Source organism: Rhizomicrobium sp. (genome assembly GCA_037200045.1).
Taxonomy (GTDB): Bacteria; Pseudomonadota; Alphaproteobacteria; order Micropepsales; family Micropepsaceae; genus Rhizomicrobium.
Genome location: JBBCHM010000002.1, coordinates 571,694 through 594,659, shown reverse-complemented (window position 1 = coordinate 594,659; position 22,966 = coordinate 571,694). Strand labels below are relative to the sequence as shown.

The window sequence follows — 22,966 nt, the reverse complement described above, 5'->3', positions numbered from 1 at the left end:
TCATGCCGGCACAAGTCCCCTACAAGCGCATCGCCACGGAAGAGGCGTTCGCGACCCAGGAATTGTTCGACCAGTTCGGCAAGCTGCTCGACAGCGGCTTCCGCGATCCCGGCTTCGAGAGCCTGTGGGGCTTCTATCTGCGCAGCGCGGCGGAACGGCCGGTGTTGATCCGCGCCCGGCTGCTCGATCTGGGCGCCCGCCGCATCGCCGACATGGATGCCACCGGCATCGACGTGCAGCTCCTCTCGCTCACGGCGCCCGGCGTGAACATGTTCGAGCCGGACGTCGCCCGCGCCGTATCGGTATCGGCGAACGACGAGCTGGCCGAGGCCGTGGCCCGTCATCCGACGCGCTTCGCCGGCCTCGCGGCGTTCGCGCCGCAGGATCCGGCGCACGCGGCGAAGGAGATCGAGCGCGGCGTTGGCAAGCTCGGCCTCAAGGGCGCGATCTTCAACGGCCACACCCGCGGCCAGTGGCTGGACGATCCGAAATACTGGGCGATCTTCGAGGCGTGCGAGGCGCTCGACGTGCCGATCTATCTGCACCCCACCGGCCCGCATCCCGATCTCATCAAGCCGTTCCTGGAACGCGGCCTCGACGGCGCCGTGTTCGGCTTCGGCGTCGACACCGGGCTGCACGCGCTGCGCCTGATCGTGTCGGGCCTGTTCGACCGTTTCCCCAGGCTCAAGCTGGTGCTCGGCCATCTCGGCGAGGCGCTGCCGTTCTGGATCTTCCGCCTGAACTTCATGCATCGCGCCGGCGTCGCCGCCAAGCGCTATGACAGCATCAAGCCGCTTAAGCGCTGGATCCCCGAGGTCATGCGCGAGAACCTCTACGTCACCAGCAGCGGCATGCCGTTCGAACCGTCGATCAAGCTCTGCCAGGAGGTCCTCGGCATGGAGCATGTGCTCTATGCGATGGACTATCCCTATCAGTATGTCGCCGAGGAAGTGATGATGCAGGACGACATGGCCATCGGCGCCGAGGACAAGAAGAAGTTCTTCCAGACCAACGCCGAGCGCCTGTTCAAGCTCTGAGCCGCCCCTGCCCACGCGCCGGTGGGCCCATCCCAACGAGTGGGATGCGGCGGAACCCGATGCGGCCAATTGGCCGTTTACCGTGCGCGCTGCACCGGCGGCGAAGCCAAAGCGATCGCGCAGCGCGCTCCGTGGGCAGGTAGAAATAATACCCATTGACGTTGTCGCGGCATGCGGAAAAACCTTTGTATGCGACAACAACAATCTGACGTCGGGACGGAACGCATGGCGGTAGAGACCGCGATAACCGCGAATGCGGGGCTGCTGGACAGCGCCTCGATCGAAGTCACGCCGCGCGAGCCCGGCGTGGCGCAGACGCTGCGCGAACATTTCGCGCCCGGCACCGACGTGCACGTCACCTTCCTGCCCGACGACAGCGCGGACAAGGCGGCGGAGACCTGCGTGCGGCTGCGCGAGGCGGGGTTCAATCCGATCCCGCATCTCACCGCGCGCAATTTCCCCGACCGCGATTTCCTCGAACGCCAGCTCGCGCGCCTGAGCGGCGAGGCCGGCGTCACGCGCGCCCTCGTCATCGCCGGCGATGTCGACCGGCCGCGCGGCACGTTCGCCTCCAGCATCGAGGTGATCGAGACCGGCCTGCTGGAGCGCAACGGCCTGCGCACCATCCTGATCGCCGGCCATCCCGAGGGCCATCCCGCGGTCGCGGACGATGTCCTGGAATCGGCGCTGCTGGAGAAGGTCGCGGCCGCCCGCGCCCATGGCCTGCACGCCGAGATCGTCACCCAGTTTTGCTTCGAGGCCGAGCCGATCGCGCGCTGGCTCGCGCGGCTGCGCGCCGTCGGGATCGACGTGCCCGTCCGCATCGGGGTCGCCGGTCCCGCGAGCACGGCGTCGCTGCTGAAATTCGCCATGCGCTGCGGCGTCGGCAATTCGCTCAGGGCGCTGCGCCAGCGGGGCGGCATGATCGGCAAGCTGATGGGCGACACGACGCCCGACGCGGTGCTCGACGACCTTGGCAAGACGCTGCGGGCCGGCAATTTCGGGCCGATCGCGGGAATCCATCTTTACATGTTCGGCGGGGTGCGCAAGACAGCGCAGTGGCTGAACGGCGCGCGGGCGCAAAGCGAAAACGCGCCGCGACGGATCGCTGGACAATAGACATGACCAATCCTCCGAAGACCGACCATCCCCTGGGCGTGCTGACGATCGCCTGTCCCGACCGCCGCGGCATCGTGGCCCGCGTGTCGCGCTTTTTGTTCGACGCCGGCTGCAACATCATCGACAGCTCGCAGTTCGGCGACCGCGGCAATGGCCGCTTCTTCCTGCGCATCTATTTCGACTCCGAATCCGGAACGCCGATCGAGACTCTCGAAAAGTCCTTCGCGCCGCTGGCCCAGGAATTCGAGATGGACGCGCATTTCTACGACACCGCCAGGAAGACCCGCACCATCATCATGGTGTCGAAGTTCGGCCATTGCCTGGTCGACCTGCTCTACCGCATCCGCATCGGCGCGCTGCCGATCGACGTGCCCCTGATCGTCTCGAACCATCGCGACCTCGCCGATGTCGCCGCCGCCAGCGGCATTCCGTTCCGCTACCTGCCGGTAACGCCCGACAACAAGGCCGAGCAGGAAGCCGCCCTCAACGAGATCATCGAGAGCAAGCGCATCGACCTCGTCGTGCTGGCGCGCTACATGCAGGTCATGTCGAAGGATTTCTGCGCCCGCTGGTCGGGCAAGATCATCAACATCCATCATTCCTTCCTGCCGAGCTTCAAGGGCGCGCGGCCCTATCACCAGGCGCATGAGCGTGGCGTGAAGCTGATCGGGGCGACCGCCCATTTCGTCACCGAAGACCTCGACGAGGGCCCGATCATCGAGCAGGAGGTCGAGCGCGTGAGCCACGCCCAGTCGGCGGAGGAATACGCCGCGGTCGGGCGCGACATCGAAAGCCGCGTCCTGGCCCGGGCGGTCAAATGGCATGCCGAGCACCGCGTCCTGATGAACGGGCGGCGCACGGTGGTGTTCAACTGACGCGGTATCCGCTCTAGGCTTGGCCATCCCATTTCCCACCGATTTCGGTTCTCTTCTGGAACAGACGCCCCGGAACCCGAAAAGGCATACAAATTGGCGGCAGGAGGACGATAAGACATGACAGCGAACAACCTGGAAGGCGTGCTGAAGGCCGCCGGCAACCCCGTGACCATGCTGCGCAATTCGCAGATCGGCGCCTATGTCTATCCGGTCGTCCCGTCGGAATTCTCCAACTGGCGCGACGAGCAGATCGCCTGGCGCAACAGCGCGGTCCTGTTCGACCAGTCGCACCACATGGCCGAAATGATGGTCGAGGGGCCTGACGCGGCGAAGTTCCTGTCCTATCTCACCATCAACACCTTCAAGAATTTCCCGGTGAACCGCGCCAAGCAGATGGTGCCGCTGTCGCATAGCGGCCACGTCATCGGCGACGGCATCCTGTTCCACCTGGCCGAGAACCTGTACGACTTCGTCGGCCGCGCGCCGACGGTGAACTGGATCGAATTCCAGGCCAAGACCGGCAAATGGGACGTGAAGATCACCCGCGACGACCGCTCGCCCTCCGCCCCGATGGGCCGCGCGGTGAAGCGCAACCATTACCGCTTCCAGATCCAGGGCCCCAAGGCCAAGGACGTGATCGCCAAGCTGAACGGCGGCCCGATCCCCGACATCAAGTTCTTCTTCATGGACGAGATCACCATCGGCGGCCGCAAGGTGCGCGCGCTGCGCCACGGCATGGCCGGCGAGCCGGGCCTCGAAGTCTGGGGCCCCTATGAGCAGTATCTCGAAATCCGCGAAATCATCCTGGAGGCCGGCAAGGAATTCGGCCTGACCGCGGTGGGCAGCCGCGCCTATGCGTCCAACACGCTGGAGTCCGGCTGGATCCCGTCGCCGCTGCCCGCGGTCTATTCCGACGAGCGGATGAAATCCTATCGCGAATGGCTGCCGGCCGGCGGCTATGAGGCGACCGGCTCCATCGCCGGCAGCTTCGTATCGAACAAGATCGAGGACTACTACACGAACCCCTATGAGCTGGGCTATGGCCCGTTCATCAAGTTCGACCACGACTTCATCGGCGCCGACGCCGTGAAGGCGATGGAAGGCAAGCCGCACCGCCGCAAGGTGACCTTCGCCTGGAACGGCGAGGACATCGCCAAGGCCTATGACTGCCTGTTCGAGCCGGGCCGCGACATCTACAAATATTTCGAGATCCCGATCGGCAATTACGGCTCGTCGAGCTTCGATTCCGTGCTGAAGAACGGCAAGGTCGTCGGCCTGTCGATGTTCTCGGGCTATTCGGCGAACGAGCGCCAGGCGCTGTCGCTCGGCGTGGTCGATCCGGACATCCAGGAAGGCGACGTGCTGACGCTGCTGTGGGGCGAGCCCGAAGCCGGCGGCGGCTCGAAGAAGGCGACGGTCGAGCGCCACAAGCAGCTCGAGGTTCGCGTGAAGGTGTCGCCGGTGCCTTATGCCCGCGACGCGCGCGAGACCTATGCCCAAGGCTGGCGCACCGGAAAGGCCTGAGGCGCCGTCAGGTCCGACCGAGCGTGTCGGCGAGCTTGCGCGCGTCGACCGCCCGTTCCCATTTCGCGACCACCAGCGTGGCGACGCAATTGCCGATGGCGTTCACGAAGGTGAGCGCTTCGGCCAGCAGGCGGTGGATGCCCAGGATCAGGGCGATGCCGGCGACCGGCACGATCGCCGAGGCGCTCAGCGTCGCCGCCAGCGCCATAAGGGCGGCGCCCGCGACTCCGGCGGCGCCCTTGGAAGTGAGCAGCAGGATCAGCACCAGCCCGATCTGCTGGCCGAGCGAAAGGTGCACGTTCGTCGCCTGCGCCAGGAACAGGCTCACCGTCGCCAGGTACAAACAGGTGCCGTCCAGATTGAAGGAATAGCCGGCCGGCACCACGATGCCGACCACCGCCTCGTCGCAGCCGGCGTCGCGCATCTTCTGCACCAGCCGCGGCAGCACCGCCTCGGTCGAGGTCGTCGCCGCCACGATGAGCAATTCGTCGCCGATGTACCACACCAGCCGGCGCAGGCTCAGCCCCAACGCGCGCAGGATGGCGCCGAACACCACGGCCGTGAACAGCGCGCTCACGACGTAAAACTCGATCAGCAGATTGCCCAGCGCCAGCAGCGCATGCGCCCCGAACGCCGCGACGGTGAAGGCGATGGCGCCGAACGCGCCGAGCGGCGCCAGTCCCATGATGAACCCGACGATGCGGAACACGATCTCCGACAGGCTGCCGATCAGCGCGAAAACGGGGCGGCCGCGCTCGCCGGCCGCCGCGACGCCGAAGCCGAACAGCACCGACACCAGCAGCACCTGCAGCACATTGGGCTGGGTGAACGCGCTGACGAACGTCGCGGGGATGATGTCGAGGATATATTGCTCCACCGATTGGGCGCCCGCGGCGATGCCGTGCACCAGCTTGACGTCGAGGCCGCGCGGATCGATGTTCATACCCTTGCCGGGCTGCCAGATGTCGACCGCGGCGATCGCCACGATCATCGCCAGCGTCGTGACCGCCTCGAAGTAAATCAGCGCCTTCAGGGCAAGCCGTCCGGCGCGCCGCATGTCGTTCATGCCGCCGATGCCGTGCACCACGGTCACGAAGATCACCGGCGCGATCATCATGCGGATCAGCGCGATGAAGCCGTCGCCCAGCGGCTTCAGGGCGGCGCCGAGCCTAGGATCGGCCCAGCCGACGGCGATGCCGAGCAGCGTCGCGACCAGGACCTGGACCCATAATTGCCGGATGAGACGCAGGATCATGCAGGTTTCCGCGCGTTGACAGAATTGTGTGCGGGACATACCAATCGCCTCGGCCGGCGGCCATCGCAACGACGGGGCTTCGCGGCGTTTGGGAGCGTAAATGCCGAATTCCAGCAGCTTCGCGGCATCCGTCGGCGATCCGGTCCAGAGCGATATCGATTTCCTTGCCTATCACGCGCGGGCCAACGGCGCACGCATCGCCTGCGTTGATCTGCCGGAGAACCGAAGCCTGACTTATCGCGAACTCGACGATCTGGTCGCGCGGTGCACCGGCTGGCTGGCGGGCCTGCTCGAACCCGGCGCGCGGGTGGCGCTGCTGGCGCGAAACAGCCCGGACGCGCTGGTGCTGCATTTTGCCTGCGTGCGCGCCGGCATGATCTTCCAGCCGCTGAACTGGCGCCTGTCGGGCCGCGAACTCGGCGTGCTGCTCGCCGATGCGGGGCCCGAGGTCCTGATCTATCAAACGGAGTTCGAGGACGCGGCGCGCGAAGCGTTGGCGGCGCACGATGTGCGGCGCGTCCTTGCTTGCGCGCCCGGTGACAACCGTTTCGCCGCCGCCATCGCGGCGCAGGCGCCGCATCCGGGCGGCGATTTCGGCGCCGATGCGCCGATCACCCTGCTCTACACCTCCGGGACGACCGGCAAGCCCAAGGGCGTGATCGTCACGCGGCGCAACGCGTGGGCGACGGCGTTCAACTTCGCGATGGCGAACGAGGTCGCGCCGCGCGACGTGCTGCTCTGCGACATGCCGCTGTTCCACGTCGCCGGCCTGTTCGGCGTGGCGCGCGCCGCGCTGTTCATGGGCGGCACGGTGCTGATCTCCGACCGCTTCATCCCGTCCGTGGCGCTGGCGCGGATGTCCGATCCCGATCTCGGCGTGACGCATTATTTCGCCGTGCCGCAGATGGCGGCGTCGATGCTGCAGGACCCGTCCTTCGAATCCTCCAATCTGTCGCGGCTGAAGGGCCTGGTCATCGGCGGCGCGCCGCTGCCCAAATCCGTGGTCGAGCGCCTGGTCGCGGGCGGCGTGATGCCGGTCGAAGGCTATGGCCTGAGCGAAGGCGGCACGGTGCTCGCCGTTCCGCTCGATCCCGAGACGGTGCTGCGCAAGGCCGGCACGTCGGGCGTCGCAGCCCCGATGATCGACATCCGGCTCGTCACCGCCGAGGGGCGCGAGGCCGAGGACGGCGAGGTCGGCGAGATATGGCTGAAGGGCCCGAGCGTCACGCCCGGCTATTGGAACCAGCCCGACGTCACGGCCAAGTCCTTTTCCGGCGGCTGGTTCAAGACCGGCGACGCAGCGCGGCGCGACGCCGACGGGTTCTATCAGATCGTCGACCGCTGGAAGGACATGTACATCAGCGGCGGCGAGAACGTGTATCCGGCCGAGATCGAAAGCCTGCTCGCCGAACATCCCGCCATCGCCGAGGCGGCCGTGATCGGCGTGCCCGACCCGCAATGGGGCGAGAGCGGCGCGATCTATGTCGTGGCGGCGTCGAAGATCGAAGCCGACGAGGTGCTGGGCCATCTGATGGGCCGGATCGCCCGCTACAAGATGCCCAAGCATGTCGCCTTCGTCGAGACGCTGCCGCGCACCGGATCGGGAAAGGTCAAGAAGGACGAATTGCGCAAGGCCTTCCAGGCGGAGCGTTGACGGGCGCGCTATCCGGCAACGATCCGGCATAGTATTTTATCGCAACACCGGCGCGAAGATCGCCGGGCAACGGGGAGGATAGTCCATGTATTCGAGGATCCTTTTGTCGGCCGTCGCTTCGCTGTGCCTGGCGTCGGCGGCGCTGGCGTCGCCTGAGAGCGATGCGAACAAGAAGCTGGTGACGGACGCGGTGACGATGCTGTTCATCGATCACAAGGTCGACCAGGCGGTCGATACCTATTTCGATCCCAACTACATCCAGCACAATCCGCTGGTGCCGACCGGTTCGGCGCCGATGCGCGGCTTCTTCAAGAAGTTCTACACCGACAATCCCACCGCCACGATAGAGATCAGCCATGTGCTGGCCGACGGCGATTTGGTCGCGGTGCATTACCGCTTCAAGGTGAATGCCCAGGATCGCGGCATGGCGGTGGTCGACATCTTCCGCGTGGGCAATGGGCGCATCCTGGAGCATTGGGACGTGGGGCAGCCGGTGCCGGAAAAAGCCGCCAACGGCAACGGAATGTTCTGAGCGGCGCGTCGATGGACAGGCCCCGGCCTTTCTGCAAGATGATCCGCGCACGTCATCGGAGACAATCGCATGTCGAAATCGGGCCTGCAGCAGAAGCTCGAAGCCGGAACCTTCGTCCTGACCGCGGAGATCACCCCGCCCTTGTCGGCCGATCCGCGCGATCTGATCGAGCGCGGCGCGCCGCTGAAGGGCCTGGCCGACGCGGTCAACGTGACCGACGGCGCCAGCGCGCGGGCGCATCTTGAATCCACCATCGCGGCGCATCTGCTGCTGCAGAGCGGCATCGAGCCGATCCTCCAGCTCACCTGCCGCGATCGCAACCGCATCGCGCTGCAGAGCCAGCTCGTCGGCGCGGCGGCGCTCGGCATCGTCAACGTCCTGGCGCTGACCGGCGACAATCCCAAGGCCGGCGACCAGCCGGACGCCAAGCCGGTGTTCGACCTGGATTCGAGCGGGCTGATCGCCACCGCCGCCTCGATCCGCGACAAGCATCAACTGCCGCACGGCCGCGCCGTGGCCGGTTCGCCGAGCTATTTCATCGGCGCGGCCGACGCGCCGGTCGATCCGCCGGAGAATTGGGTGCCGGCGAGCCTGGAGAAGAAGCTGAAGGCGGGGGCGCAGTTCACCCAGACCCAGTTCTGCATGGATACCGGCGTGCTCAGGCGCTATGTCGCCCGGCTGGCGCAGCATGGCCTGCTCGAAAAGGTCTACATGATCGTCGGCGTCGCGCCGCTCGCCTCGGCGAAATCGGCGTTGTGGATCCGCAACAATCTGCCGGGCTCGGTCGTGCCGGACTGGATCGTCGAGCGCCTGGAAAAGGCCGGCGATCCGAAGGCGGAAGGCGAGGCGATCTGCGTCGAGCTGCTTCAGGAAATGAAGGGAATCGCCGGCGTCGCCGGGGCGCATATCATGGCGCCGCTCAACGAGCCCGCCATCCCGCGCGTGATCGCCAAGATGCGCTGATTGCTGCGTAGGATTTCCGGCACCCCGACGCCGAGGAACGAATAATCGACTTTGCGCGCAGTGCCGCGTCTTGCGCTTTGCAAGGCGCCGCCGCTGTTCTATGCGTTGGCGATGAAAGCCGGTGACGTGAACAGCGCGGCGACGCGCGGCGCCTGGAGCGAGGATCGCGCCCGCGCCGCCGTCGCGCCGCACGCGGCCGTGCCGGGTGGATTGCTGCCCGCCTTGCATGCGCTGCAGGCCGAATTCGGCTTCGTGCCCAAGCCGGCCATCGCGCTCTTGGCGCACGAATTCAATCTCAGCCGCGCCGAGGTGTTCGGGGTGGCGAGCTTCTATCACGACTTCCGTCTCGACGGCCCGGCCGGCCGGCATGTGCTCAAGCTCTGCCGCGCCGAAGCCTGCCAAGCGGTCGGCGCCGAACGCATCGCGGCGGCGGCGCAGGCGGCGCTCAAGCTCGGCTGGAGCGAAACCAGTTCCGACGGCGCATGGACTCTGGAGCCGGCCTATTGCCTGGGCCTCTGCGCCAGCGGACCTTCGGCCATGCTCAACGGCGAGCCGGTCGGGCGCCTCGACGAAACGAAGCTCGCCGAACTAATCGAACAGGCCGGGCCATGACGGTCCGCGCCCGCCTCTCGCACGACACCGCGTCCGTCGCGCTTGGCGGCAAGGCGGTGGCGCGCGCGCTTCGCGAGGCCGGCGTCGAGATCGTGCCGGTCGGATCGCGCGGCCTGTTCTGGCTCGAACCTTTTGTCGAAGTGCGGACCGCGTCGGGCTGGCAGGCCTTCGGGCCGGTGGCCGCGACGGACGTTGCCGGCATTCTCGAAGCCGTGCGCAATGCGGCGCCGCATGCTTTGTCGCTCGGACGGATCGAGGATCATCCTTTCCTAAAGGCGCAGACGCGGCTGACCTTCGCGCGCTGCGGCACCGTCGATCCGGCCTCGCTTCAGGACTACGAAACAGAGGGCGGGCTGGCCGGACTGAAACACGCCATCGAGATCGGACCCAAGGCAATCCGCGACGAAATCCTGGCGTCCGGCCTGCGCGGCCGCGGCGGCGCGGGCTTTCCGGCCGGCATCAAATGGAACGGCGCCGCCGACGCGCCGGGCGACGTCAAATACCTCGTGTGCAACGCGGACGAGGGCGATTCCGGCACCTATGCCGACCGCATGCTGATGGAAGGCGATCCGTTCCTCTTGATCGAGGGCATGGCCATCGCCGCGGTCGCGACCGGCGCGACCAAGGGGTACATCTATATCCGGTCCGAATATCCGATCGCCATCGCCGCGATGCGGCGCGCCATCGCGGTGGCGCGGGACAAGGGATTGCTCGGCGCCAGCGTGCTCGGTAGTGCCTTCGCCTTCGATCTCGAAGTGCGCGTCGGCGCCGGGTCCTATGTCTGCGGCGAGGAGACCGCGCTGCTCGAAAGCATCGAGGGCCGGCGCGGCCAGGTGCGCGCCAAGCCGCCGCTACCGGTGCATAGCGGATTGTTCGGCAAGCCGACGGTCATTCACAACGTGCTGACCTTCGCCGCGGCGCCGACCATCCTGACCAAGGGCGCCGGCTTCTATCGCGATCTCGGCCTCGGCCGGTCGCGCGGCACCATGCCGATCCAGTTGGCCGGCGACATCAAACATGGCGGGCTGTTCGAGACGCCGTTCGGCATCACGCTGGGCGAACTCGTCAACGACATCGGCGGCGGCACGGCGAGCGGCCGTCCCATCCGGGCCGTCCAGGTCGGTGGGCCGCTCGGCGCCTATTTCCCACCCGCCTTGTTCGACACGCCGTTCGACTACGAGGCGTTCACCGCCAAGGGCGGCCTGATCGGCCATGGCGGCGTCGTGGTCTTCAACGACACGGTCGACATGGCCCACCAGGCGCGCTTCGCGATGGAATTCTGCGCCGTCGAAAGCTGCGGCAAGTGCACGCCCTGCCGCATCGGGTCGGTGCGCGGCATGGAGACCATCGACAAGATATTGAAAGAGCCGGCCAACGCCGCGCAAATGGCGCTGCTGCGCGATTTGTGCGACACTATGAAGTCCGGTTCGCTCTGCGCGCTGGGCGGCTTCGTGCCCTATCCGGTCCTCAGCGCCATCGATCATTTTCCGGAGGATTTTGTCGCGCGATGAGTCTGGTCGAAGACATCGATTACGGCACCCCCGCCTCCAAAGCGGGCAAACGCGTGCGCGTCTCCATCGACGGCAAGACGCTCGACGTGCCCGAAGGCACCTCGATCATGCGCGCCGCGATGGACGCCGGCGTCGCCGTCCCCAAGCTCTGCGCCACCGACAACGTCAAGGCCTTCGGCTCCTGCCGGCTCTGCCTCGTCGAGATCGACGGCCGGCCGGGCACGCCGGCCTCCTGCACGACGCCGGTGGCCGAGGGCATGAAGGTCCGTACCCAGACGGATCGGCTGAAGAAGCTGCGCCGCGGCGTGATGGAGCTTTACATCTCCGATCATCCGCTCGACTGCCTCACCTGCGCGGCCAACGGCGACTGCGAATTGCAGGACATGGCGGGCGCGGTCGGCCTGCGCGAGGTCCGTTACGGCTATGCCGGCGACAACCATCTGGCGGACACCAAGGACGAGTCCAATCCCTACTTCACCTATGACCCGTCGAAATGCATCGTGTGCTCGCGCTGCGTGCGGGCCTGCGAGGAAGTGCAGGGCACCTTCGCGCTGACCATCGGGGCGCGCGGATTCGAATCCCGCGTCACCGCCGGCGCGGCGGAGGATTTCTTCGACTCCGAATGCGTCTCCTGCGGCGCCTGCGTACAGGCCTGCCCGACCGCCACGCTGATCGAGAAATCCGTCATCGAAATCGGCCAGCCGGAGCATTCCGCGGTCACGACCTGCGCCTATTGCGGCGTCGGCTGCACCTTCAAGGCCGAGATGCGCGGCGAGGAAGTCGTGCGCATGGTGCCGCACAAGGACGGCAAGGCGAACCACGGCCATTCCTGCGTCAAGGGCCGCTTCGCCTGGGGCTATGCCCAGCACAAGGATCGAATCCTCAAGCCGATGATCCGCGCCAACATCGCCGATCCGTGGCGCGAGGTGAGTTGGGACGAGGCGTTCGCCCACACGGCGTCGGAGTTCAAGCGCATCCAGGCGAAATACGGCCGCGGCGCGCTCGGCGGCATCACCTCGTCGCGCTGCACCAATGAGGAGGCCTATCTGGTCCAGAAGCTGGTGCGCCACGTCTTCGGCAACAACAATGTCGACACCTGCGCCCGCGTCTGCCACTCGCCGACCGGCTACGGCCTCAAGACCGCGTTCGGCACCTCGGCCGGCACGCAGGATTTCGATTCCGTCGAACAGGCCGATGTCATTCTCGTGATCGGCGCCAACCCGACCGACGGCCATCCGGTCTTCGCCTCGCGCATGAAGAAGCGGCTGCGCGAAGGCGCCCGGTTGATCGTGGTCGATCCGCGCCGCATCGATCTGGTGCACACGCCCCATGTCGCGGCGGATTATCACCTTCCGATCAAGCCCGGCACCAATGTCGCGCTGCTGACCGCGCTGGCGCATGTCATCGTCACCGAAGGGCTGGTCGCCGAGGATTTCGTGCGCGAGCGCGGCGACGCCGATTCCTTCGCCGAATGGTCGGCCTTCGTCGCCGATCCGTCGCGCAGCCCGGAAGCGACCGAAATCTTCACCGGCGTGCCGGCGGAGCAGGTGCGCGGCGCCGCGCGGCTCTACGCGAAGGGGCCGAACTCCGCGATCTATTACGGCCTCGGCGTGACCGAGCACAGCCAGGGCTCGACGACGGTCATGGCCATCGCCAATCTCGCCATGGCGACCGGCAATATCGGCCGCGAAGGCGTCGGCGTGAATCCGCTGCGCGGCCAGAACAACGTTCAGGGCGCGTGCGACATGGGCTCGTTCCCGCACGAGCTGTCCGGCTACCGCCATGTCTCCGACGACGCGACGCGCGCCTTGTTCGAGGCCGCCTGGGGCGGCGCGCTCGACAGCGAGCCGGGCTTGCGCATTCCCAACATGCTCGACGCGGCGGTCGAGGGCCGCTTCAAGGGCATCTACATCCAGGGCGAGGACATCCTGCAGTCCGATCCCAATACCAAGCACGTCATGGCCGGCCTCGCGGCGATGGAATGCGTCGTGGTGCACGACCTTTTCCTCAACGAGACCGCCGACTACGCGCATGTCTTCCTGCCGGGCTCGACCTTCCTGGAGAAGGACGGCACCTTCACCAACGCCGAGCGCCGCATCCAGCGCGTGCGCAAGGTGATGGCGCCGAAGGCCGGCCTCGCCGATTGGGAGGTCACGCTGCGCCTGGCCGACGCGATGGGCATTCCCATGGCTTATGAGCATCCGTCGCAGATCATGGACGAGATCGCCCGCCTCACGCCGACCTTCACGGGCGTCAGCTACGCCAGGCTGGAGGAGATGGGTTCGATCCAGTGGCCGTGCAACGACCAGGCGCCGGACGGCACGCCCGTCATGCATATCGGCCATTTCGTGCGCGGCAAGGGCAATTTCGTGCTGACGGAATATGTGCCGACCGACGAGAAGGTCGGCCCGCGCTTCCCGCTGCTGCTGACCACGGGGCGCATCCTCAGCCAATATAATGTCGGCGCCCAGACCCGCCGCACCGCCAATGTGGCGTGGCACCAGGAAGACCGGCTGGAGATCCATCCGCACGACGCCGAGGAACGCGGCATCCGCGACGGCGACTGGGTGAAGCTGCAAAGCCGCGCCGGATCGACCGCGCTGCGCGCCCTGATCACCGACCGCGTGGCGCCGGGCGTCGTCTACACGACGTTCCATCATCCCGACACCCAGGCCAATGTCGTGACCACGGAATATTCCGACTGGGCGACCAACTGCCCGGAATACAAGGTCACCGCGGTCCAGGTCGCGCCCTCCAACGGGCCGACCGAATGGCAGGACGCCTACCGCAGGCACAGCGCCGAGAGCCGGCAGATCGCCGCACCCGTGGCCGCCGCGGAATAGGCCGCCGCCGCTCATCAATTGGTCAGGACGTCTCCGCCCGGCTTGTTTGCCAGGCGGACGCGGCTTGCGCTAACATCGTGTGTGTTGCTTACAAATAAGACGAAACGGGGGGAATTGCGCATGGCGCATCTGAATTTCGGCCAGCCCGACAAGGGCATCATGCAGATGGCCTATGTCGTGAAGGATCTGCGCGCGGCGATCGACGAATGGGTCAAGCGGCTGAACGTCGGGCCGTGGTTCGTGCTCGATCACTTCACCGGCGTCGATCCGGTCTATCGCGGCAGGCCGTCCAAGGCCGACATCACGCTGGCGATGTCGTTCGCCGGCCACATGAACATCGAGCTGATCCAGCCCAATGACGATCATCCTTCCGTCTACAAGGAACTGATCGACCGCAGCGGCTACGGGTTCCATCACTGGGGCATCGCGAGCGCCGATTTCGCCTCCGACCTCGCGCGCTACGAAGCGATGGGGATGGAGGTCGCGTTCCGCCTCGGCGTGCCGACGGGCGGCGAGGTGGCCTATCTCGAAACCAAGGGTTCGCTGCCCGGCTTCGTCGAATTGATCGAGACCAGTCCCGGCATGGAGCGCGCCTTCGGCGGCTTCTATGGCGCCGCGCTGACCTGGGACGGCAGCAATCCCGTCCGCTCCTTCGGCTAAAGAGAGAACGCCCGTGTCCGAACCCAAATTCACCACCGTCTCCTATTCCATCGACAGCGGCATCGGCTGGCTGCGCTTCGCCCGCCCCGCCAAGCGCAACGCGATGAGCCCGACCCTCAACCGCGAGATGGCGCTGGCGCTCGACCATCTGGAATTCCGCGACGATGTCGGCGTCTTGGTGCTGACCGGCGAGGGCGAGGCGTGGTCCGCCGGCATGGACCTCAAGGAATATTTCCGCGAGACCGAGGCCCAGGGCCTCTCCGGCACGCGGCGCGCTCAGCGCGCGGCCTATACCTGGTGGCGCCAGCTTCGCTGGTACCAGAAGCCGACCATCGCGATGGTCAATGGCTGGTGCTTCGGCGGCGGCTATGGCCCGCTTTTCGCCTGCGATCTCGCCTTCGCGGCGGAGGAGGCGAAGTTCGGCCTCAGCGAGATCAATTGGGGCATCCTGCCGGGCGGCGGCGCGACCAAGGTCGCCACCGAGCTGATGCCGATGCGCGATGCGATGTACCACGCCCTCACCGGCGAGCCGATCGACGGCAAGAAGGCGGCGGAGTGGCGGCTCGTCAACGAGGCGGTGCCCCTGGCCGGGCTGGAGGCGCGCGTCCGCGAGGTCGCGAGCGTCCTCTTGCAGAAGAACCCCGTCACGCTGAAGGCGGCCAAGGACGCGGTGCGGCGCGTGCGCGAGATGACCTATGAGAACGCCGAGGAATACCTGATCCGCGCCCAGGAAGCGGCCAACAGCTTCGACAATGACGGCCGCAAGGAAGGCATCCGCCAGTTCATCGACGACAAGTCGTACAAGCCGGGCCTCGCCGCCTACGACAAGACCAAGCGCCGCTGATTTACGGACAAAATGATACGATTATAAAATTTACGATAAGCGGCGAATGGAATATTGATCCGGGAGGGGCGAGGCTTGATATACTGCCCGAGGGGCTAATCGTGGAGTGTATCATGAGGCTACCGACTGCCGTTTTCGCCCTGGCCCTGGGATCGATGCTGCCGCTGGCCGCGGCCCGCGCCGACGAAGCGCCGTCGACGAAGGCGCCCCCCGCCTGTTTTCAGATCCGCAATTTCGAGAACTGGAAGGCCGCCGACGCCAAGACGATCAACGTCCGGGTGAACATGCATCAATACTACCGCCTGGACCTGGCCGCCTCCTGTCCCGCGCTGCTGTGGCCGAGCGCCTATCTCGTCACGCAATGGCGCGGAAGCTCCCTGGTGTGTTCCGCGCTGGACTGGGACATCAAGGTCGGCCAGACGCCGGGCGGCATCCAGTCGGTGTGCATCGTCAAGACGATGACGCCGCTGACGCCGCAGGAAGCCGCCGCGATCCCGAAGAAGTTCAAGCCCTAAGGCCGCCGCTCAGCTCGCGGACTTCGCCGCGATATAGCGGTCGATCACGCCGTCGAGCACGTCGAGCGGCACCCGGCCGCAGTCCAGGCCGGCCTCGTGGAAGTCCTTGATGTCGTATTTGGCGCCGAGCGCGGCCTTGGCGCGCTCGCGCGCCTTGGTCCACACCGTGTGGCCGAGCTTGTAGCTGCAGGCCTGGCCGGGCGTGGCGCAATAGCGCTCGACTTCGCGGGTCGCGAAGCCGGGCGCGTCGCCGCCATGCTCGACGAAATACTGGATCGCCTGCTCGCGGCTCCATTTCAGGTGATGGATGCCGGTGTCGACGACGCAGCGGTTGGCGCGGAAGAGCTGGAATTTCAGATAGCCGATGCGGCCCAACGGATCGTCGTCATACATGCCGATCTCGTCGGCGAGCTGCTCGGCATAGAGCGCCCAGCCCTCGGCATAGCCGGAGAAGCCGGTGATCTTGCGGATCAGCGGCAGGCCGGCATTGCCGAGCGCGAGGCCGCCTTCGAGCTGGTGCCCCGGCAGGCCCTCGTGGAAGACGGTGGTCGACAGGCACCATTTGGGCCATTCGGCGCTGTCATGCAGGTTGAAATAGACGATGCCGGGCCGCGTGCCGTCGAGCGTCGGCGGCTGCGAGAACGCCGAGGCCGCGCCGGGCTCGGTCTGCACCGGCACGCGGCGGACCTCGAATTTGTAGTCGGGCAGGCGCTTGAAGACGCTGGGCAGATGCGGGCGGATCTCCGCCAGCCGCTGGTTGCAATAGGCGATGCACTGCGCCTTGCCGTCGTCGGTGTTGGGATAGACCTCCTGCTTGTAGAGCGCGAGGATGCGCTCGCCGACCGTGCCCTGCGTCATGCCCTGCTTTTGCAGCAGCGTGTCGATCCGCGCCGCGATCTCCTTGCCCTGGTCGAGGCCGAGTTGGTGGATCGCGTCGGGCGAAAGGCTGGTCGTCGTGGCCGAACGCAGCGCCGCGGCATAGAACGCCTCGCCCTGGGCGAAACGCCAGAGCCCCGCGTCATGCGCGGCGGTGGCGCGCAGCGTCTTGGTTTCGGCGATCAGGCCGTCCAGCGCCGGGCCGATCTTCGCGTCATAGATCGCGGCGGCCTTCGTCGCATAGTCGTCGCTCAGCCCCTTCTCCTTGGCGCGCCGCGCGATGGAGGCGACGAGCAGCGATTTGTCGGCGGTGGTGCGGGTCGCCGTCATCTGCTCCAGCGCGCGGTCGAGCAGGAAGTCCGGCGGCGCGACGCCCTCGGCCGCGTCGTGGCGCATGCGTTCGGTGTTGTCGGCGATCTGGCCGGCGAAGGCGTCCAGCCGCGCGAGATAGGCGTCGGCGTCGGCCGCGGTCTCGATGCGGTGCTTGGTGTCGAGGAAGTCGGGCACCGACTGGTAGGCGCCGGTGAGCTGGCTCACCACATAGGGCGAGGGACCATAGGACGTGCCGCCGAAATCGAAGGCGCCGATCGCGACCGCCGATTCGCGCGTATAGAGAAGCGTGTCGTAGTTCACCCGGTCCATGCCGGTCAGCGCGTTCGCGTCGATCTGGCGGAGGCGGCGGAGCTGGTCGGCGGCCAGCGCCTTCGACGCCGCGATGCCGGCGCCGGATTCGTCGCGCAGCTTGCTCTTGAGATCGGCGTTGGCGCCCTTGTCGAAGCCGAGCTGCGTCGCGCCTTCCGGATTCTGCCGCAGCGTCTCCTGGAAGATGGCGTCGAGCAGCGCGTTGAGCTTGGCCGCCTCGCCCGAAGCGGGCGCGGCATAGAGCGGCTGCGCGGCGAGCGCGCCCGCGACGGCGACGGTCGAGGCGAGGAATTTGCGGCGGCTGAGCATGGAAACCCCGGCGGAAAGGCGCCGGGAAGGCTAGGGCGGGCGGGGCGTCGGTCGCAAGGTTCCGGCCCCGGCTATTCGGTCGCGCCTTGCCGTGCGGTGCTGATATAGTGCCGCACATGAGCGAGTTTTCCATTCTGGATGTTGATCGCGCGAACATCGCGCCGCCGACTTTTCCGTTCGACAACAGCTATGCGCTTCTGCCGGAGCGGTTCTATGCGCGCCAGGCGCCGACCCCGGTCGCGGCGCCGCGCCTGATCAAGGTCAACGCCGAATTGGCACGTCAACTCGGCATCGATCCCGCGCGTCTTGCATCGGCGGACGGCGTGGCGGCGCTCGCCGGCAATCGCGTGCCCGCCGGCGCCGATCCGCTCGCCATGGCCTATGCCGGGCATCAATTCGGCAATTGGGTGCCGCGCCTGGGCGACGGCCGCGCCGTCCTGTTGGGCGAGGTCGTGGCGCGCGACGGGGTGCGCTACGACATCCAGCTCAAGGGCTCCGGCCCGACACCGTTCTCGCGCAACGGCGACGGCCGCGCCGCGCTGGGGCCGGTCCTGCGCGAATATATCGTCAGCGAGGCGATGGCGGCGCTCGGCATTCCGACGACGCGCACGCTGGCGGCGGTGACGACCGGCGAGCGCATGCTGCGCCAGGAGGGCCTGCTGCCCGGCGCGGTGCTGACGCGGGTGTCGAAGAGCCATGTGCGGGTCGGCACTTTCGAATATTTCGGCAATCGCGGCGATACCGAAGGCGTGCGGACGCTCGCCGACTATGTGATCGCGCGGCTCTATCCCGAGGTGGCGCGGGGCGACTATCGCGCCCTGCTGGACGCGGTCATCGCGCGGACGGCGAGCCTGGTGGCGCGCTGGCAGCTCATCGGCTTCATCCACGGCGTGATGAACACGGACAACACCTCCATCGCCGGCGAGACGATCGACTACGGTCCCTGCGCCTTCATGGACGCCTACGATCCGGCCAAGGTGTTCAGCTCCATCGACCAAGGTGGCCGCTACGCCTTCGGCAACCAGCCGCGCATCGCCCAGTGGAATCTGGTGCGCTTCGCCCAGGCGCTGTTGCCGCTGCTGGGCGTGGACGAGGACAGCGCGATCAAGACCGCGCAGGCGGCGATCGACACCTATCCGCCGTTGTTCGAGGCGGCCTATTACGAAGGGCTGCGGGCGAAGTTCGGATTCGCGCAAGGCTATGACGACGACCTGCCGCTGATCGGCGAGTTCTTCCGCCACATGGCGGACGGCCGCGCCGATTTCACGCTGACCTTCCGCCGCCTCGCCGACAGCGCGGGCGACGCAGGCGCGGTCGAAGGCCTGCGCGCGCTGTTCGACAACGCCGCCGCGCTCGACGTCTGGCTCGACAAATGGCGCGCGCGGCTGGCGCTGGAGCATGTCGCGCCGGCGGCGCGGGCCACCGCCATGCGCGCCGTCAATCCCGCCTTCATTCCGCGCAACCATCGCATCGAAGCGGCCATCGCCGCGGCGCAGGAGCGCGACGATTACGCGCCGTTCGAGGAATTGCTGACCGTCCTGTCGAAGCCCTATGACGATCAGCCGGACTTCGCCGCCTACGCCGACGCGCCCCAGCCGGACGAGATCGTGCTGCAGACCTTCTGCGGCACCTGAGTCAGGCGAGCGCGACGGCGCGGGGCCGCGTGCCCATCGCCACCGCGAAGAAGAACAGGACGGCGGCCAGCCCCGCCAGGGCGTCGGCGAGCAGCAGGCCGTTGGCGTGCCAGCGCCCATAGGCGAAGCCTTCGATCGCCGTCATGTACATGAGCGGCACGTTCGAGAGCGCGGCGTAGAGATTGTATTTCGTGGCGGCGGCGCCGCGCCCGATGGCCTCCAGCACCACGGCGCTGAACGAGGCATAGTTGAAGCCCTGGACGAAGGCATAGAGCAGGGTGAAGGTCACGAACATCTGCGGCGTCCGCGCCGCCGCCGCCATCGCCAGCGCGCCGGCGGCGAGGAACACGCCGTACAGCGCATAGGCGAATTTGCGGTCCATGCGGTCGCAGAAATAGCCGCCGACGACGCAGCCGACCGCCGAGACGATCCCGCCCATCACGCCGTTGACCAGCGCGACGGTATCGGCGCCGGCGTGCCATTCGCCGGCGGTGGCGGACCACAGATTGGAAGCGGCGCCCGAACCGATCGGCAGGAAGCAGATCAACAGCGCCAGATAGCCGGCGCGCGACTTCGCCGTGTTCCACACATCGAGCCCGACATTCGCGAGTCTGCGATAATAGGAGGCGTGGCGGTGGTCGGCCGCCGGCTCGTCGACGAACAGCAGGGCCAGGCAGCAGGCCAGGAACAGCGCCGCCATCGCCGCGCCGGGCAGCCAAGTGTAGGGAAAATGCTGCGCCAGCCACAGCGCGCCGCCGCCGCCGATGCCCGAGCCGCCGAGATTGCCCGCCTGGTACCAGCCGCCGGCGCGGCCCTTCTGCTCCTGCGGTGTCGCATGCGCCATCAGGTTCTCGGCCGCCATGGCGAGGAACGTCGTGGCGGTGCTGTTCGCCACGACCAGCACCGTGATGGCGAAAAGACCCACCTTGGTGATCGGGAAGAAGCCGATGGCGCCCAGTGTGACGGCGCAGACGATGGCGGCGAGCAAATACCAGGCCTTGCTGGTCAGCGTCGTGTCGACGACGGGCGCCCAGAAGAACTTCCAGGTCTGCGGCACCAGGCTGAGCGCGATCAGTCCCGCGATGGCCGAAACCCCGACGCCGGCCTGCGACAGGAGGAAGCCCAGGGTGACGACCAGATAGCCGTTGGAGGCGCCGAACGGCGTGCAGAGCACCAGATAGACGACGGGATGCGTGGTTCTCGGCCCGGTTGCGCTCACGCCCTGTCCCGTCCTGCGGCAATCGACTGTAACGGAACCCGGACGCTGTGCAACGATAGCGACATGAAGTTGTCGGCGTATTGTCGCGAAGGCGCCGCCGCGGCGTCGCGTTTCGCGGCGGTTCCCGGCGCCGGTTCGGCTCGCGCGGATTTTGGTTGCACGGCCGGGCGAAACCCGTGTGAAGTCGCCGTGGGAAGTCCCCGTGTGAAGTTTATGTCATGAAAGGCCCCTAAGAGGCCGTTCCTGGGAGATGCATTATATGAGTAGCCCGACGTCGAGTGCGCCACCGGCCAAGCGACTGCCGGCGCGGCTGCTGGCGCCGTTTTCCAGCGCGGCGATGCCTTACTCCGCGCTCGGCATTCCGCTCACCGTCTATCTGCCCAACTATTACGCGAGCCATATCGGCCTGACGCTCGCCGCCGTCAGCGCCGCCTTCGGCGTGGTGCGCCTGACCGACATCTTCTTCGATCCCATGATCGGCATCGCGGTCAATGCGACCGACACGCGCTTCGGGCGCTTTCGGCCCTGGATGATCGCCAGCGTGCCGCTGCTGATGCTGGCGTCCTACATGATCTTCATGGCCGCGCCGGGCTCCAGCCGGCTCTACCTGGTCGTCTGGCTGCTGGTCCTCTATGCCGGCTATTCGATGATCACGCTGGGCCACGCCGCCTGGGCCGCGGCGCTGGTGCCGGAATACCATCAGCGCAGCCGCATCTATAGCTGGATGCAGACCATCGGCGTGATCGCCATCGTCGTCATCCTGGCGCTCCCCGTCGTGCTCAAGCTCGGCTGGCACATGACGGACGCCCAGGGCGTGCAGGCCATGGGCTGGTTCCTGCTGGTCGTCACGCCGCTCACGGTGCTGCTGTGCATCGCCGCGGTCGGCGAGCCGCGCCAGGCGGAAACCGCCAACCGCATCACGCTGAAGGACTATTGGACGATGATCGCGCGGCCCTCGCTGCTTCGCGTCCTCGCCGCCGACCTGTTTCTCGCCCTCGGACCCGCCATCACGGCGGTGCTTTATCTCTTCTTCTTCACCCAGGCGCTCGGCTTCACCCGGACCCAGACCAATTCGCTGCTGCTGATCTACATCGCGGCGGGCCTGTTCGGCGCGCCGTGCTGGTCGCTGGTCTCCAACCGCATCGGCAAGCACAAGACGGTGATGTGGGGCTGCGTGCTCTACGGCCTGGCGCAGGCGCTGGTGTTCGTGATCCCGCGCGGCGCCATGGTGTTCATGGTGCCGGGAATGATGTTCGCCGGCTTCGTGGTGAGCTGCTTCACCTTCCAGATCCGCTCGATGATCGCCGATGTCAGCGACGAGGTGCGGCTCGATATCGGCAAGGACCGTTCGGCGCTGCTCTACGGGCTGATCGTGGCGACCTCCAAGATCGGCTCGGCGCTCGCCGTGATCATCACCTTCCCGATCATCCAGGCCTTCGGCTTCGATGCCAGGGAAGGCGTGGTGAACACCGGCCTCGCGCTGGATGCGCTGGAGGCCTGCTATGTCGTCGTGCCGGTGCTGACCATGTTCGTCGGCGCCTGGGCGCTGTGGGGCTACAAGCTCGACGCCGCGCGGCATGACGGCATCCGCGCCGACCTCGCGACGCGCGCGGCGGAAATCGAGGCGCAGGCCGTGGCGGGCGCGGCCGGCGTGGCGGAAAGCCTGTCGGGCTCGGAGCCGGCGCTCGGCGCGCCGCAGACCCTGCCGCTCGGCGCGGGGGAATAGCGCCTACGCCCGCTTCGCCCTATAGCCCTCGAACAGCACACGGAACGACTCGCCGCTGATGCGGTCGAAATCGTATCCGGCGCCCAGCTTGCCCGCGAGCGTGAGCACCACCGCGCCGTGCAACGAGGCCCAGAACACGTGGCCGATCAGTTCGGGATCGCCGTCCAGGATGCCGTCCTGCACCAGGGCGCGGACATAGGCCGTCATGGTCGCGCGGGCGCGCGTGGCGGCCTGGACCAGTTCGGGATAGGCCGACTCGTCGGGCTGCGACAGATCGAACATCAGCCGGTAGGCGGCCGGCTCGCCGAAGGCGAAGCCGATATAGGCCTGGTACACCGCGGCGGATTTCTCCGGCGCGGTGGCGGCGGCCCTGAACGCGGCTTCCAGCGAATCCGCGAAGCGGTTGAAAGCGCGGGCGCGCACCGCCGCCAGGATGTCGTCCTTGTCCTTGAAATAGCGGTAGGGCGTCATCGCGCTGACGCCGATCTCGCTCGCCAGTTCCCGCATGGTGAAGCCGTCGCGGCCCTTGGCGTCGAACAGCTTGGTCGCGGCTTCGCAGAGCCGCTCGCGGAAATCGGCAACGTCGGTCTGGCTGAGGACGCGGGGCATCGGGAAT

At 67.1% G+C, this 22,966-nt stretch carries 19 protein-coding genes; 15 read left to right on the top strand and 4 right to left on the bottom strand.

Annotated features, from left to right (window positions below; translation table 11 throughout):
* Positions 1–2: 2 nt before the first annotated feature.
* The 4 genes from WDM86_17950 to WDM86_17935 all read left to right on the top strand — a co-directional run bounded on the left by WDM86_17950 (position 3) and on the right by WDM86_17935 (position 4,555).
* Positions 3–1,037: an amidohydrolase family protein gene (locus WDM86_17950; protein MEI9991907.1), complete on the top strand. Its 1,035-nt coding sequence runs from the start codon at positions 3–5 to the stop codon at positions 1,035–1,037.
* Positions 1,038–1,262: 225 nt separating this feature from the next.
* Entirely contained in the window at positions 1,263–2,156 is an 894-nt protein-coding gene (locus WDM86_17945; GenBank protein MEI9991906.1) for a methylenetetrahydrofolate reductase, read from the top strand.
* A 2-nt stretch (positions 2,157–2,158) separates the two neighbouring features.
* On the top strand, positions 2,159–3,031 hold the full coding sequence (purU, locus tag WDM86_17940; protein ID MEI9991905.1) for a formyltetrahydrofolate deformylase: 873 nt from the start codon (positions 2,159–2,161) through the stop codon (positions 3,029–3,031).
* 117 nt (positions 3,032–3,148) lie between these two features.
* A complete protein-coding gene (locus WDM86_17935) occupies positions 3,149–4,555 on the top strand; it encodes an aminomethyltransferase family protein (GenBank protein MEI9991904.1) in 1,407 nt (468 codons plus the stop codon).
* Positions 4,556–4,562: 7 nt separating this feature from the next.
* Here WDM86_17935 and WDM86_17930 read toward each other — a convergent pair whose 3' ends face one another.
* Positions 4,563–5,810: a cation:dicarboxylase symporter family transporter gene (locus WDM86_17930; protein ID MEI9991903.1), complete on the bottom strand. Its 1,248-nt coding sequence runs from the start codon at positions 5,808–5,810 to the stop codon at positions 4,563–4,565.
* A 100-nt stretch (positions 5,811–5,910) separates the two neighbouring features.
* Here WDM86_17930 and WDM86_17925 point away from each other — a divergent pair, with 100 nt between their 5' ends.
* The 9 genes from WDM86_17925 to WDM86_17885 all read left to right on the top strand — a co-directional run bounded on the left by WDM86_17925 (position 5,911) and on the right by WDM86_17885 (position 15,944).
* Entirely contained in the window at positions 5,911–7,464 is a 1,554-nt protein-coding gene (locus WDM86_17925) for an AMP-binding protein (protein ID MEI9991902.1), read from the top strand.
* 85 nt (positions 7,465–7,549) lie between these two features.
* Positions 7,550–7,996: a nuclear transport factor 2 family protein gene (locus WDM86_17920; GenBank protein MEI9991901.1), complete on the top strand. Its 447-nt coding sequence runs from the start codon at positions 7,550–7,552 to the stop codon at positions 7,994–7,996.
* A gap of 69 nt (positions 7,997–8,065) precedes the next feature.
* A complete protein-coding gene (locus tag WDM86_17915) occupies positions 8,066–8,959 on the top strand; it encodes a methylenetetrahydrofolate reductase (protein ID MEI9991900.1) in 894 nt (297 codons plus the stop codon).
* Between the two features lie 111 nt (positions 8,960–9,070).
* Complete coding sequence (locus tag WDM86_17910) at positions 9,071–9,571, top strand: formate dehydrogenase subunit gamma (protein ID MEI9991899.1); 501 nt, start codon at positions 9,071–9,073, stop codon at positions 9,569–9,571.
* Positions 9,568–11,082: an NADH-ubiquinone oxidoreductase-F iron-sulfur binding region domain-containing protein gene (locus tag WDM86_17905; protein ID MEI9991898.1), complete on the top strand. Its 1,515-nt coding sequence runs from the start codon at positions 9,568–9,570 to the stop codon at positions 11,080–11,082. The genes WDM86_17910 and WDM86_17905 overlap by 4 nt, the downstream gene beginning before the upstream one ends.
* The gene (fdhF, locus tag WDM86_17900; protein MEI9991897.1) at positions 11,079–13,925 is read left to right on the top strand and encodes a formate dehydrogenase subunit alpha; all 2,847 of its coding nucleotides are present in this window, start codon (positions 11,079–11,081) and stop codon (positions 13,923–13,925) included. The genes WDM86_17905 and fdhF overlap by 4 nt, the downstream gene beginning before the upstream one ends.
* Before the next feature lie 120 nt (positions 13,926–14,045).
* Entirely contained in the window at positions 14,046–14,585 is a 540-nt protein-coding gene (locus tag WDM86_17895; protein ID MEI9991896.1) for a VOC family protein, read from the top strand.
* Between the two features lie 13 nt (positions 14,586–14,598).
* A complete protein-coding gene (locus WDM86_17890) occupies positions 14,599–15,429 on the top strand; it encodes a p-hydroxycinnamoyl CoA hydratase/lyase (GenBank protein ID MEI9991895.1) in 831 nt (276 codons plus the stop codon).
* Between the two features lie 113 nt (positions 15,430–15,542).
* A complete protein-coding gene (locus WDM86_17885) occupies positions 15,543–15,944 on the top strand; it encodes a DUF6491 family protein (protein ID MEI9991894.1) in 402 nt (133 codons plus the stop codon).
* Between the two features lie 9 nt (positions 15,945–15,953).
* Here the strand turns inward: WDM86_17885 and WDM86_17880 are convergent, their stop codons facing one another.
* Complete coding sequence (locus tag WDM86_17880) at positions 15,954–17,771, bottom strand: DUF885 family protein (protein ID MEI9991893.1); 1,818 nt, start codon at positions 17,769–17,771, stop codon at positions 15,954–15,956.
* A gap of 116 nt (positions 17,772–17,887) precedes the next feature.
* On the opposite strand from WDM86_17880, the gene WDM86_17875 reads away from it, so the two are divergent.
* Entirely contained in the window at positions 17,888–19,405 is a 1,518-nt protein-coding gene (locus WDM86_17875) for a YdiU family protein (GenBank protein MEI9991892.1), read from the top strand.
* A 1-nt stretch (position 19,406) separates the two neighbouring features.
* Here the strand turns inward: WDM86_17875 and WDM86_17870 are convergent, their stop codons facing one another.
* A complete protein-coding gene (locus tag WDM86_17870) occupies positions 19,407–20,624 on the bottom strand; it encodes an MFS transporter (protein ID MEI9991891.1) in 1,218 nt (405 codons plus the stop codon).
* A gap of 259 nt (positions 20,625–20,883) precedes the next feature.
* Here WDM86_17870 and WDM86_17865 point away from each other — a divergent pair, with 259 nt between their 5' ends.
* Positions 20,884–22,350 (top strand): MFS transporter, encoded by a 1,467-nt coding sequence (locus WDM86_17865; GenBank protein ID MEI9991890.1) that lies wholly within the window; start codon positions 20,884–20,886, stop codon positions 22,348–22,350.
* A gap of 3 nt (positions 22,351–22,353) precedes the next feature.
* Here the strand turns inward: WDM86_17865 and WDM86_17860 are convergent, their stop codons facing one another.
* Entirely contained in the window at positions 22,354–22,959 is a 606-nt protein-coding gene (locus WDM86_17860; protein MEI9991889.1) for a TetR/AcrR family transcriptional regulator, read from the bottom strand.
* Positions 22,960–22,966: the final 7 nt, after the last annotated feature.